General features: G+C 64.1%; 12 protein-coding genes. 6 read left to right on the forward strand and 6 right to left on the reverse strand.

The genetic code is table 11. The features are described from left to right. Position 1: 1 nt before the first annotated feature. The 4 genes from BMZ70_RS03270 to BMZ70_RS03285 all read right to left on the reverse strand — a co-directional run bounded on the left by BMZ70_RS03270 (position 2) and on the right by BMZ70_RS03285 (position 4,592). Positions 2–2,383 (reverse strand): FtsW/RodA/SpoVE family cell cycle protein, encoded by a 2,382-nt coding sequence (locus tag BMZ70_RS03270; protein ID WP_229205272.1) that lies wholly within the window; start codon positions 2,381–2,383, stop codon positions 2–4. After that, positions 2,380–3,414: a serine/threonine-protein kinase gene (locus BMZ70_RS03275; RefSeq protein ID WP_092269847.1), complete on the reverse strand. Its 1,035-nt coding sequence runs from the start codon at positions 3,412–3,414 to the stop codon at positions 2,380–2,382. The genes BMZ70_RS03270 and BMZ70_RS03275 overlap by 4 nt, the downstream gene beginning before the upstream one ends. A gap of 72 nt (positions 3,415–3,486) precedes the next feature. Beyond that, positions 3,487–3,915 carry a glycine zipper domain-containing protein gene (locus BMZ70_RS03280; protein WP_092269850.1) on the reverse strand — a complete coding sequence of 143 codons (429 nt, stop codon included), beginning with the start codon at positions 3,913–3,915 and terminating at the stop codon, positions 3,487–3,489. Positions 3,916–4,061: 146 nt separating this feature from the next. Then, a complete protein-coding gene (locus BMZ70_RS03285) occupies positions 4,062–4,592 on the reverse strand; it encodes a GNAT family N-acetyltransferase (RefSeq protein WP_092269853.1) in 531 nt (176 codons plus the stop codon). A gap of 128 nt (positions 4,593–4,720) precedes the next feature. Between BMZ70_RS03285 and BMZ70_RS03290 the strand changes: the two genes are divergently transcribed. From BMZ70_RS03290 to BMZ70_RS03310, 5 genes are all read left to right on the forward strand, one after another. Then, on the forward strand, positions 4,721–6,151 hold the full coding sequence (locus BMZ70_RS03290) for a M20/M25/M40 family metallo-hydrolase (protein ID WP_092277487.1): 1,431 nt from the start codon (positions 4,721–4,723) through the stop codon (positions 6,149–6,151). A 53-nt stretch (positions 6,152–6,204) separates the two neighbouring features. Then, positions 6,205–6,447, forward strand: coding sequence for a hypothetical protein (locus tag BMZ70_RS03295; protein ID WP_092269856.1), 243 nt, complete (start codon positions 6,205–6,207; stop codon positions 6,445–6,447). A 68-nt stretch (positions 6,448–6,515) separates the two neighbouring features. After that, positions 6,516–6,857 (forward strand): hypothetical protein, encoded by a 342-nt coding sequence (locus tag BMZ70_RS03300; RefSeq protein WP_130300926.1) that lies wholly within the window; start codon positions 6,516–6,518, stop codon positions 6,855–6,857. A 58-nt stretch (positions 6,858–6,915) separates the two neighbouring features. Beyond that, positions 6,916–8,307: a TolC family protein gene (locus tag BMZ70_RS03305; RefSeq protein WP_092269862.1), complete on the forward strand. Its 1,392-nt coding sequence runs from the start codon at positions 6,916–6,918 to the stop codon at positions 8,305–8,307. Then, on the forward strand, positions 8,304–9,677 hold the full coding sequence (locus BMZ70_RS03310) for a multicopper oxidase family protein (protein WP_092269865.1): 1,374 nt from the start codon (positions 8,304–8,306) through the stop codon (positions 9,675–9,677). The genes BMZ70_RS03305 and BMZ70_RS03310 overlap by 4 nt, the downstream gene beginning before the upstream one ends. Here the strand turns inward: BMZ70_RS03310 and BMZ70_RS03315 are convergent. Beyond that, the gene (locus BMZ70_RS03315) at positions 9,674–10,294 is read right to left on the reverse strand and encodes a hypothetical protein (protein ID WP_092269868.1); all 621 of its coding nucleotides are present in this window, start codon (positions 10,292–10,294) and stop codon (positions 9,674–9,676) included. The two genes, BMZ70_RS03310 and BMZ70_RS03315, sit on opposite strands and share 4 nt — an antisense overlap. Before the next feature lie 110 nt (positions 10,295–10,404). Between BMZ70_RS03315 and BMZ70_RS03320 the strand changes: the two genes are divergently transcribed. Beyond that, the gene (locus tag BMZ70_RS03320; protein ID WP_092269871.1) at positions 10,405–11,661 is read left to right on the forward strand and encodes a voltage-gated chloride channel family protein; all 1,257 of its coding nucleotides are present in this window, start codon (positions 10,405–10,407) and stop codon (positions 11,659–11,661) included. Here the strand turns inward: BMZ70_RS03320 and BMZ70_RS03325 are convergent. After that, entirely contained in the window at positions 11,618–13,249 is a 1,632-nt protein-coding gene (locus tag BMZ70_RS03325; RefSeq protein WP_092277490.1) for a mechanosensitive ion channel family protein, read from the reverse strand. The genes BMZ70_RS03320 and BMZ70_RS03325 overlap by 44 nt on opposite strands. Positions 13,250–13,320 lie beyond the last annotated feature (71 nt).

Consider the following 13,320-nt stretch of genomic DNA (forward strand, 5'->3'; position numbering starts at 1 on the left):
TTCAGGCTCCTTCGGAAGATATCGCACTGAAGGTAAGCAGGGGGCAGAGGAAAAACAGCAGGTGGCTGCCGCCGGCCGACAGAAAACTCATCGGCTGCCCCATGATCGGGAAGATGGCGAGGTTGGTGCCCCACGAAAGCAGGAAGTGCCCCAGTACGAAGGCGCCGCCGCCGCACAGGGCGAAGTAGCGGAAGCGGCCCAGCCATGCGTGGCGGAAGTTGCGGGCGCCGGCGCCATCGCGGTAGGCGCGCATGGCGGTCAGCAGGATCCCGGCCAGGAAGGCGGCTTGCACGCTCCACAGCAGCAGGCCGCCCAGCAGGCCGTGACGGTTGAGGAAGAAGGAGGCGGCGAAGTCGTCCTGCACGGCGGGGATTTGCGTGACGCTGCCGGCGGCCTGGCCGAGCGTGCGCAATCCGAGCCAGTGATCGGCGCCGAGCCAGCCGCCGTCGCCGATGGCGCGGGCGCCGAGCAGCAGTTGCTGGCCGGTGTGTGGATGCTCGGCGGGATTGAGCCAGACCAGGAAGCGGTCGGCGTAGAAGCCCCAGCGTATCAGGTCGTCGGTGCCGTTGAGGCGCAGCCAGGCGACGGCGCTCACGGCGAGCAACGCGGCGATGAGCAGCAAGGCGGCGAGCCAGCGGTTGCGGGCGGCGATGGCGTAGGCCATGCCCATGCCGGCGCTCCACACCAGCAGCAGGATCAGTGGCGAGAAGTCGTCCACTTGCACCAGCGCGAGGCCGAGCAGGGCGAGGAACAGCAGTGCGGGGGCGATCAGTTGCAGCCAGCGCGCGCTTTGGTCGGCCAGTCGCTGCGGGCCGTTATGCCAGTTGAAGCGCAAGGCGAGACAGTGGGCGGTGAGGGCGGCGAGGGCGAGTTTGCCCAGTTCGACCGGTTGCAGATCGAAGACGCCGGTTTCATCGCCCCACAGGACCTGCGCCGCCAGCGCGGCCAGCGCGACGGCGGCGAACAGGGCGAGCAGCCATTCGATGGTGCGCTGTTGCAGATGCGCGCCGCGTGCTGTGCGAAGTTGTGCCCATAGTTGCAGCAGGCCGCCGAGGCCTGTGCCGATGGCCAGCAGCGCGGCGGATTTCTGGTAGTAGCGCAGCCAGGACGATTCCGGCGCGCCGAGGCCGAGCTCCAGTTGCGCCAGCAGGCCGATGGCGAGCAGGGTGACGCCGGCGGCTTTGGCCAGCGTCAGGCGGCCGGGCAGGGCAAGCCACAGCAGCAACGCGCTGGCGCCGAGCAGCAGCGAGCACGCGGCGGCCGGCGCATATCCCGCCCGTTGCGCCACCAACGCGACCAATCCGGCGGCCAGCAATCCCGTCACAGCCAGCGGGGCAGCCAGGCGAGTGGCGGTGCTGAGGGCGATGCCGGCGGCGCACAGGGCGAGGGCGATGTGGATGGTGTTGGCCGGGCCGCCGCGCCACAGGTCGCGTTGCTGCCAATGCCAGTTCACTTGTGATGGCAGCTTCAGTTCCGGCTCGCTGTAAAGTTTGACGTGGCGGCTGGGATGCAGCGTCAATTGCTTGCCGCTGGCGGTCAGTTGCAAGCGCGTGTGCCCGACCGTGATTGCGTTCACGCCGTCCAGCGCCGACTCCTGCTTGCGCAGGTCCGCTTGATCGGCCAGCACGGCGGCGCGGTCGCCATCTGGATTGCCTGCGGTGAGCTGCAAGCGGCCGTTCGCGCGGCTGATTTGCGCCGCGCCCGGCGTCACCTGCGCCAGGCCTAGCCGGTTATCGCAATGCAAATTGCCGCCGAAGGTCAGCGGACGTGCGATCGTCAACGGCATGACGCGGTTCCACACTGACAGCGCCTTGCTGGCCAGCCGCGCATCCGGGCAATTCGCTTGCGGCACGCCGTCGCGGTATAACAGCGCGCCGTCGTAACGCCATTCGTGGCCATCGCGCGTGAAGGTCACGGAGCGCGCATCGGTGCGACGGACATCGAACACTGCGCCGTCAATCTGGAAGCTAGCCAATCCCTGCAATGCCATGCTGCCCAGCCGCTGCTCCGACGAATCGCGTATCAGCACTACCTGTTTGGCCGCGCTCATATTGCGGACGAACCAATTACCATCAGTGTCGCGGCGCAGCGAGATGTGATTGCGGTCGGTCTGCGGCGCGGCCAGTTCGCGCTGGCCGAGGGTAATGTTTTCGCCGGCAGCCAGATCGACCGTGATCGCCGATGGAAGCCAGGCCGCCGGAGCGCGCAGCAAAGCCAGCGCCTGCAAGCCGCACAGCACGGCCAGCACCGCCAGCGTGAGCGCCATGCCGCTGTGGCGAGCGATGGCGCTGGCAATCATAGGCAGTAAAGAGCGGCGCGGCGCCAGACGATACGATACATTGCGCGTCGCCTGGCGGGAAGGAGAGGAGGAGGCGATCATCATGCCCCCAGCATGGTTTGCCAGCCGTTGATCGCCGACGGGCGATGCATGCCCAGCGCCGGATCCAGCGCGTCAAACGCGCCGCGCAGCGGTTTCGTTCCCTGCACCGCGTTGAGCATGCGGCTGATCTGGATGGCGTGCCGTGGCCGCAGCGCCGGATCCACCTGCAGCAAGGCGCGCAGCAAGGCCAGCGCCGCATCGCGCCGACCGGCCGGGATGGCGGCGGCAAAGCGCTGCTCTTCTTCCGGCATCAACGCGCACGGAATCTCGCCGCCGTGCCGGCCGCGCAGCACATCCGCTCCGGCCACGTGATGCTCACGATAAGCCTGTCCGCAGTCGACGCAATAGCGCAGCGGCAGGCCGGCGATTAAGAAGTACAGCACCGCGCCCAGCGAAAAATAGTCGCTGCGGACGCTGGTGGCATAACCGCCGGCGTCGGCTGGGAAGAACTGCTCCGGCGCCTGCCAGTTGGCGGTGCCGGCATAGGAGTGCGCCTGCAGGCTGCCCAGCGCCCGATTGGTGCCAAAATCCGCCAGCTTGACCGTGCGCAGGTGCGGATCGAGCAGCACATTCGCCGGTTTCAGGTCGAGATAACGCCAACCGTATTGATGCACCTTGGCCAGCGCCTGATTCAGCTGCGCGATCCAGTCCAGCGCCTGCGCCGGCGCTACGTGCTCGCTGCGGCCGCGTAGCGCCACCACGTGCTTGCCGAGGTCAGTCCCCATCAGCTCCAGCGCCAGCACCGGCAAGCCTTCATGCCAGCCGCTATCGAGCAGGCGCACGATGTGGCACTCGTCCCAAGGTTCCAGCGACTGCAAAAACGCGATCTCGTTATTGGCAGCGCTGATCCAGCGTTCGCGCTGCTCCGGCAAGGCGCGCTCCATCTGCTCTTGGTTGATTAATTTGATGGCGACGTCACGCGTCGCCTGCGGCCCGCTGGCGCGCCAGATAATGCCGTAGGCCGAACCGCCGATCTGCTCGCGCAGCCGGTAGTGGCCCAGTTCCAAAGCGATGAATGCGTCTGCTGTCGTCATGTTTTCCCCCGTCGCAGATGCCTAGCGGAGGGACGAAAAAAAGCCCCGGACTTCGGGGCTTTGAGGGGGGTATTAACGATCCCAGCGATCGTGGTGGTGGTGATGGCGACCTTCGCGATAATAAGGGCGGGCCGGTTCAACGTAGACTACACGTGGAGGCGGCTCGTAGTAGCGTACCGGCGGCGCGTAGTACACAGGAGCAGGACGCTCGTAGTACACCGGCGCAGGCTGCGAATACACGCGGGTCTCGACGTAGCCACGATCGTAACCACGGTCACGGCCGCGATAATAGCGGTCATCCGAAGTGCGGATGCTGTTGCCGACCGCCGCGCCAACCAGGCCGCCGACGATGGCGCCATCGCGTCCACCGGCGCTGTTGCCGATTGCCGCGCCGACCACAGCGCCGGCCACCGTGTTGAAATCACGGTCGCCTGCGTACGCCGACGACGATACTGCTGCTACGGCCAGTAACGCTACACCCATCATTTTTTTGCTCAACATGGTAATTCCCCTTGCTGCGGCCCGGATCGGAATGATTCGTTAGCCAGTGACTCCACTATAAATCCCAGCAAAATTATTACCACGTCTTATACACATGCTTACAAACCGGCCTTGCCGGTAATAGCTTGTAACAATTGGAGATGTAATTAAAGATATTGTGCTTCCCACTCGGGGCGCAGCAAACTGAAGATGGTCACATCCTGGTAACGGCCGTTGATGAAGAACGACTGGCGCAGCGTGCCTTCGGCGCGGAAGCCGCATTTCTGCGCCACGCGCACCGAGGCGACGTTCTCCGGCGCGGTCAATAATTCAAGCCGGTGATAGGGATGGACCTTGAACAGGTAATCCACCACCAGCTTGCAGGCCTCAGTCATGTAACCGTGCCCGGCCAGCTTGGGATCGAACAGCCGGTAGCCGATTTCGCGCGTCACCGGCGTACGGCTCTTGAAGTGGGTGATGACGCCAACCACGTGGTGCAGCGCGTCCTCGATCACAAACAGCTCGCTGTCGTCGGTGACAAAGCCGTGTTGCATGAACTCCTTGCGCATGGTTTCCGGCGATTTGAAGTGTGTCGAAAAATAGTCGCCGCGCGACGGCAGGTCGTTGACCAGCGCGATGAAGGTGTTCAGATCGGCGGTCACGAGGTGACGCACGGTGCAGAGTTGGCCCTTGAGCATAGGTGCTTTCTTCCGAAAGTTGAAGTTACATCGTAGAGCAAGTGCGATAGCAAATCAACATGGATGACAAGATCATCATGATCGGTTATCGTTTCTGGCTCATCCCTCTTAATCTGTACAGGAACCGCATGAAATCCGTTCTCCAGAAATCCCTGTCGCTGACCGTGCTGGCCACAAGCCTGCTGAGTGTTGGCGTTAGCGCCGCTCCCAACGACCCCGCCACCCTGGGACAAATCCGTGACAACGCGATACAAAGCGACTGGGCCTATGAACGGCTGGCCGACCTGACCGACCTGGTAGGCCCGCGCCTGTCCGGTTCGGCCGGCGCGGCGGCGGCGGTGGACCAAGTGGCGGCGGCGATGCGCAAAATCGGCGCGACCGTGACGCTGCAGCCGGTGAAGGTGCCGCATTGGGTGCGCGGCGCCGAGACGGCGGAGCTGGTGGAATATACCGGCCGCCCGGCCGGCATCACGCAGAAAGTGGTGCTGACGGCCCTCGGCGGTTCCGGCGCCACCCCGGCCGCCGGCCTGACCGCACCGGTCATCATCGTGCGCAGCTTTGATGAATTGAAGGCCAAAGGCGCGCAAGTGAAGGGCAGCATTGTGCTGTTCGACGTCGCATTCGATCAGGAGATGGCGGATCGCGGCCACGCCGGCCCGGCTTATGGCCGTGGTGCCGGCTTCCGCTTCGCCGGTCCTAAACTGGCGGCCGACATGGGCGCGGCGGCGGCGCTGGTGCGCTCGGTCGGCGGCGCCAATTACCGCATTGCGCACACTGGCGCTACCGGCGTGGTGGACGGGGCGCGCATTCCGGCGGCGGCCGTGACGGCCGAAGACGCGATGCTGATGAGCCGCCTGTCGGCGCGCGGTCCGCTGAAAATGCACCTGACCCTGACCCCGCAAACGCTGCCGGAAGCCGACAGCTACAACGTGATCGCCGACCTGCCGGGCACCGACAAGGCCGATGAAGTGGTGATTGTCTCCGGCCACCTCGATTCGTGGGACCTGGCCACCGGCGCCCACGACGACGGCACCGGCGTGGCTGGCGCGATGGCGGTGATCGACACCCTGAAGAAGCTGAATCTCAAGCCGCGCCGCACCATCCGCGTGATCGCCTGGATGAACGAGGAAAATGGCACCCGTGGCGGCAAGGCCTACTTTGAGGCCAACAAGGATAAGCTGGACAAGCACTTCGCCGCCATCGAATCGGACAGCGGTGGTGGCCGTCCGTTCGGCTTTATCGGTAGCGTGACGCCGCCGATGGTGAAGTATTTCGCGCCGCTGAAAACCGCGCTGGAGCCGATCGGCGCCGGTATCTTCGAGCGTCACGACATCGCCGGTGCTGCCGATACCGGCCCACTGGAGCGCGCGGGCGTGCCGGTGTTTGAACCGCTGGTCGATTCCAGCTCCTACTTCAGCTATCACCACACCCCGGCCGATACGCTGGACAAGGTGAGCCCACTGGAGCTGAAGCGCCACGTGGCGGTGCTGACCGCGCTGACCTGGTATCTGGCGAATATGGAAGAGAACATCGGCCGCGTTCCGCAGCAGCCTGAATAAAAGCAGGCGTTTTGCGATGGTGGTATGCTGGAATCCTGAGTAAGGAGGCCACCATGAGCAAGCTCCATTACAAAGGCTGGGATATTCTCCCAACCGTGCTGCCGACCGCTGATCACAAGTGGTCGGCCAGTTGCGACCTGGTTGAGCACAGGGGTGCCGGCGACACCGAAGTGTTTGAAGGCGCCACCATGCAGTTCGTTCGCGATACCGAGGACGAGGCCCTCGCGGCGGCTTGCCACGAGGCGGCCATCCAGATCGATAACATTCTCGCCAATCCATCCGTGCGGCTGGCGTGAACGATGCACCCGGCTTGTGATAACATTGTCGAATGACCGTTCTGTTTCGATCCTTTGTCGTTTGGCTGATGCTGTTGGCGCTCCCGTACCAGGGCTACGCGTCGGCGCAAATGCTGTTGTGCGTCGCTCCGGCGACGACGGGGGCGGCTGCGGCCATGAAGATGGCAATGCCCGACGGTCCTCACGACCATGCCGCCATGCTGGCCGCGCAAAAGAGTGAAAAAGCCAATCCCCACGCCAATATGAAGTGCAGCGGTTCCGCATGCTGCTCTGCCGCCGCGCCGCTACTGGCGCTGGCCATTCCCGCGCCGCTGCTGCCATCCGCAGCCGTCGTGCCGTTCTATTCCGACTTCCTCCCAGCGGTCGACCTGGCCCACCCTGAACGTCCGCCTCAAGGCCGTCTCGCCTGATCACACCCAAGCTCCGTCTGCGAGCTGCATTTTCATCACCATTTTTTGAGGTAGAGACATGAACTGTCTGTATAAACGCGCCGCTAGCGCTGCTGGAGTTGGCATCGCGCTGCTGCTCGGCGGTTGTGCGTCGCTGTCCGGCGATGGCGGCTTCAGCGCCGCCGCCGGCATCAGCGAATCGCGTACCGGCGCCAGCGCCAGTGTCGCCGGTCGTTTGCCGCGCAATGAAGACGATGCCCGCGCGCTTGCTGCGGTCATCAGTAAGAAACTCGAGCAGCCGCTGGCTGCCGACGATGCAGTGCAGATCGCGCTGCTGAACAACCGTGGCCTGCAGGCCAGCTATTGGTCGCTCGGCGTGGCCGAGGCGGATCTGGTGCAGGCCGGCCGGCTGCAAAATCCGGTGCTGGACTTCAAGCGCAGTCACGGCGGTGGCGAGGTTGGGATCGAACGCACGCTGACCTTCAATCTGGTCAGCCTGATTACCGCGCCGATGGCCAGCCGTATCGAGGGCCGCCGCTTTGAGCAAACCAAACTGCTGGTCGCGAATGAAGCACTAAAGGTCGCCGCTGACACCCGCCGCGCGTGGGTGGATGCGGTGGCGGCCAGCCAGATCGCTGATTATGCGCGGCAGGTGGAAGCGTCGGCGCAAGCCGGCGCCGAACTGGCGGGGCGCATGCGCAAGGCCGGCAACTGGAGCTCGCTCGACCAAGCGCGCGAGCAGGCCTACCACGCTCAGACCGTGGCCGATGCCACGCATGCGCAGAAAGCCGCCGTGTCGGCACGTGAAAAGCTGACTCGCTTGCTGGGTCTGAGCGGCGAGCAGGCGGCGTCCTACCGCCTGCCGGATCGTTTGCCGGACCTGCCGGCGGCGCCGCGCGAATTGGCCGACATCGAGCAACTGGCGGTGAACGAACGCCTGGATATCCAGGCCGCCAGGATCGATACCGAACAAACCGCAGCCACGCTGGGCCTGACCCGCACCACGCGCTTCATCAACGTGCTGGATCTTGGCGCGGTGCGCAACACCGAAGGCGGCACCGCCACGCGCGGCTACGAGCTGTCGCTGGAAATTCCGCTGTTCGACTGGGGCTCGGCCCGCGTCGCGCGCGCGGAGGCGACTTATATGCAGTCGGTGAATCTGCTGGCGCAAGCGGCGGTCGATGCACGCAGCGAAGCGCGCGAAAGCTATGCCGACTATCGCGCATCCTACGAACTCGCGCGCCACTACCGCGACAGCGTGGTCCCGCTGCGCAAGGAAATTTCGGATCAAACCCTGCTGCGCTACAACGGCATGCTGATGAGCGTCTTCGAACTGCTGGCCGACGCGCGCGAACAAGCCACCGCCGTCAGCGGCTACATCGCCGCGCTCAAGGACTACTGGACCGCGCAAGCCAATCTGGAGGCCGCGCTGGGCGGCCGTCTGCCAACCAATAAAGGAGTACAACCATGACCACCCGCAGGAATTTTTTGAGCGGTGCGGCCACCCTGATCGGCGCCGGCATGGTGAGCAAGGCCGGCGCGGCGACGCTGCCGGAGGCGCCGGTGCAATCGTCGGCATCCACGCAAGGCCCGCTGATGCCGCCGAACGGCCGCCCATATAATCCCGTCGTTACCTTGAATGGCTGGACGCTGCCGTGGCGAATGAAGGACGGTGTCAAGGAGTTCCACCTCGTGGCCGAACCGGTGGTACGCGAGATCGCGCCCGGCATGACGGCCAACCTGTGGGGCTACAACGGCCAGAGTCCCGGTCCGACCATCGAAGTGGTGGAGGGGGACCGTGTGCGCATCTTCGTCACCAACAAACTGCCGGAGCACACCAGCGTACACTGGCACGGCCAGCGCCTGCCGAACGGCATGGACGGCGTGACCGGCCTGACGCAGCAGGGCATCGCGCCGGGCAAAACGTTTGTGTACGAGTTTGTCGCCAAAAACGCCGGCACCTTCATGTACCACCCGCACGCCGACGAGATGGCGCAGATGGCGATGGGGATGATGGGCTTCTGGGTCACGCATCCGCGCGATCCCAAGCTGCATGCGGTGGATCGCGATTTCGTGTTCCTGCTGAACGCCTATGACATTGAGCCGGGCAGCTACACGCCCAAGGTCAACACCATGACCGACTTTAACCTGTGGACCTTCAACAGCCGCGCCTTCCCCGGCGTGGATCCGATGGTGGTGCGCAAGGACGACAAGGTGCGCATCCGCGTCGGCAACCTGACCATGACCAACCATCCGATTCACCTGCATGGTCATACGTTTGAAGTCACCGGTACCGATGGCGGCTGGGTGCGGCCATCGGCGCGCTGGCCGGAGGTGACCACCGATATCGCGGTCGGCCAGATGCGGGCTATCGAGTTCGTGGCCGATGAACCGGGCGACTGGGCCTTCCACTGCCACAAATCGCACCACACCATGAACGCGATGGGGCACGATGTGCCGAACATGATCGGCGTGGACCACAGCGGCGTGGCGCGCAAGATCAGCGATCTGGTGCCGGGCTATATGGTCATGGGCGACAAGGGCGGTTCGATGGGCGGCATGCAGATGCCGCTACCGGAAAACACGCTGCCGATGATGATGGGCGAAGGTCCGTTTGGAGATCTCGAGATGGGCGGCATGTTCACGGTGGTGAAAGTGCGGGAAGGGCAGGCGCGCAACGACTACAAGGATCCTGGCTGGTACAAGCATCCGAAAGGCACCGTGGCGCACGAGTGGACCGGCGAACTCCCGGCCGCCCCGCGCGCCCCAGGCGCTCCGCCATCCAAGCCGTCGGAAGCGATGGACGTAAAGCGCGACGGCGATATGCATCGCCATCACTAACCGTAAATTAACTTGGCAGCCATACCCAGGATCGCCAGCACCACGACGATCTGGCTGCCAAGCATCCATCGCATGAAGGTGTTCGTTTCGTTGACCGTGGACTCAATCCGCTCAAATCGGCGGTTCATCTCGTCTTGCATTTCTGCAAACCTCCGGTCCGTGGCTTCCCGCTGTTCCGCAAACCTGCGATCAACATGCTCAAACCTGCCATCAACATGCTCGAACCTGCCATTCATGTCTTCCCGCAGTTCGCGAAATCGCCGATTCGTCTCCTCTCTCATTTCCGTGAATCGCCGCGCCATGTCTTCTCGAATGAGTGCGGTATTGTTGGCTAAGTCTTCGCTGGCTTTTTTAAAATCGCGCTCTTCTGCGCTTCGCAGCATGTCAAAGCGTAGCTCCATGTCCGATCGTATCTCGGCAAAGCGGCGGTTCATCTCGTCTTGCAGGTTGCCGATGCGGTAAAGCGTTGATTCGTTGTCGGCCTTTTTCTGGTGTAGCTCGCTCAGCGCGGTTTCGATACGATTGAATCTGTCGTTCATAGCATTCTCCAACGCAGCAAGCGCGGCGGCGTTGCTGTCGGACTTGGATTCCAGAGTTGTCAGGCGTTCTTCCATCATGAAATCGTCCTCCTGTTGTGCTGTACTGGCAATGGCGGGCCGGTAAGGTGTTAGACCAATCTGCGCCGAGTTTGATCCATCTCAGCGGATTTGTTAGTATCCCTAGCTCTATGAGGAAACTATCCCGCTATCCGGAGCAAATCGCGCTGTTGCCGTACATTGGCAAGTGGACTGCGCTCGCCGGGCTGATTGCGGTGCTGAGTGGCACTGCGTCGGCCTTTTTTTTGTTTGCGCTCGATGTCGCCACCAACTGGCGCGAGGCGCACCGCTGGATTATCTGGCTGCTGCCGCTGGCCGGCTTCGTGGTCGGCTGGGTTTATCTCAAGCTGGGTAGCAGCGTGGAGGCGGGGAATAACCTGCTGATCGACGAAATCCACGATCCTAAAAAAGTGGTCCCGCTGCGCATGGCGCCGCTGGTGCTGATCGGCACCGTGGTGTCGCACTGGTTCGGCGCCTCGGTCGGGCGCGAGGGCACGGCGGTGCAGATGGGCGGCACGCTGGCAGATCAGCTGACCCACATCTTCCGCCTGCGCCACGCCGAGCGCCGCATCGTGCTGATGGCCGGCATCAGCGCTGGTTTTGCATCGGTGTTTGGCACGCCGCTGGCCGGCGCGATCTTTGGCCTTGAAGTGCTGGCCATCGGCCGCCTGCGTTATGACGCCATCTTCCCGTGCATGGTGGCCGCCATCGCCGCCGACCAGGTGGGTATGGCGTGGGGCGTGCATCACACCCATTACGCCATCAGCGCCATCACGCCGATCGGCTTCTGGAGCGTGGCGGCGGTGCTGGTGGCGGGCATTGTGTTTGGATTGGTGGGCATGGCCTTTGCCAAGTCGACGCATGCTGCGTCGGCCTTCATGAAGCGCCACATCACCTACGCGCCATTGCGGCCGATGCTGGGCGGCGCAGTGATCGCGCTGGCCGTGTGGTGGCTGGGCACGCGCTACATCGGCCTCGGGATTCCGGTGATGGTGGAATCGTTCCAGCAGCCGGTGGCGCCGTGGGACTTCCTTGGCAAATTCATCTTCACGGTTGGCTCGCTGGGCAGCGGCTTCAAAGGCGGCGAAGTGACGCCGCTGTTCTACATCGGCGCGACGCTGGGCAATGCGCTGGCGCCGCTGCTGCACCTGCCGTTTGCGCTGCTGGCGGGACTGGGCTTTGTGGCGGTGTTCGCTGGCGCGGCCAACACGCCGCTGGCGTCGACCATCATGGCGATCGAATTATTCGGCCCGCAGATCGGTCCTTACGCGGCGCTGGCTTGCGTGGTGGCCTACCTGTTCTCTGGCCACAGCGGCATCTACCGCGCCCAGCGCGTGGGCCTCGTCAAACACCGCCTGCCGCCGGTGGCGCGGGATCGGAAGCGCTAGCCGGCGCGCGGTGCCATTCTTCTTTTGGGATGACGTGCGGCGAGGGCGGCTCCTGCATGAAGTGCGGAGAGGTCATTTGAACGCCGTACTCGTTGAACACATCGATAATGTTCTGGTGCAGCCGGTTCAGCACATCGGCGCGCTGGCGCGGCGCTTCGGCGGTGACGTAGGCCACCAGCCGGTATGCCGGATAGAAGTCCGTCAGCGCCGTCTGCACCACATACGGCTTGGGCGACTTGGCGATATCGCCGGTGCGGTGCGCCGCCAGTTCCAGCATGGCGTGCACCTGCCGCCACGGCGTGTCGTAGCCGATGGTGACGGTGGTGTCGAGCACGAAGCCGGCGCCGGGATAGGCGCGCGAATAATTCTTGCTGGTGTTGGACAGCACCCAGGCATTCGGCATGGTCACTTCTTCGCCAAGCCCTGTGCGCAGGCGCGTTTCGAACATACCCAGTTCCACCACCGTGCCCTCTGCATCGCCGATGCGCACATATTCGCCCTTGCGCAGCGAGCGCGAATACATCAGGATCAAGCCGCTGGCGCCTTGTCCCACAATGCTGGATGCGCCGATCGACACCATCAGGCCGACCAGCACCGACAAGCCCTGGAACGCCGCCGTCTTTGCGCCTGGCAGATAAGGGTAGGCCATCGCCAGCGCAAACAGCCAGATCACCACATTGGCGATGCGGCGTGTCGGCACGGCGGTGTCCTTGTCCAGCCATCCAGCTTGCAGCTCGCCGCTTTCCACGCGCTGGAACACCGATTCCAGCGTCAGCATCACCAGCCTCGCGATAACGGCGATAACCGCCACCAGCACCAATCCTGGCAGGGCGCCGAGGATACCCTGCGCGACATCGCTTACCACCGCGATCAGGTAATCCTGCAGCCGTTCGCCCCAGCTGCGCGAGTAAGGAATTTTGCCGAGCACGAAGGCCAGCCACAGGTAGGCGGCGATCAGGCGCAGCGCCCAGATCAGCAGGTTCACGCAATGGCGCATGAAGCGCAGATAGTGTTCGGCATCGAGCACGCGCACGTTCTTCACCTTGACGCGGCCCAGATGGCGGCTGATGCCCTGCGCCAGCCGCTTGCCTATCCAGCGATGCAGCATGAGCAGGCCGCGCAGCACCAGCGCCAGGAGCAGGGTGGCAGCGGCGCACAGTGCGCCGGCAATCAGCAGGTAGCGCGGGCTGGCTTGTTCGCGGCGTTCGGCCAGCGCCTTGGACAGCTGCGCCGCGCTTTCGGTGGCGACGCTGTCGGTGGTGTCGCCGGCCAGCGGGTTGATGTCGGCCGGCGTGACGAGGAACAGCAGCGCGCCGTCCAGCATCACCTGCGTGCCTTCGTTGATCGGATGGATGGCCGGGCGCTGCGGGCCGTTGGCGGCGAGGGCGGCGTCGAGCCGCTTGCGCGCGCCGGCGGCGCGGTCTTCTGGCGTGAAGCCGGCCAGCGCGGCGCGGAACAGGAAGATGGTGCGGTTGGCGAATTCCAGCTTGGCTGGCGGCGGCGGAGCTGCGGGGACATCGGCGGCGATAGCGGCGCCGCACAGCAGGGTAATCAGCAGGGCGCACAGCAGGCGGCACAAAGCGGTCATAAACATCCTCGAGGCATCGGTATTAGCAATGATGCCATGTTATCGGATTCTCTAGTTGTCTGGCAGTTATG

This window comes from Duganella sp. CF402 (assembly GCF_900109645.1).
Taxonomy (GTDB): Bacteria; Pseudomonadota; Gammaproteobacteria; order Burkholderiales; family Burkholderiaceae_D; genus Rugamonas.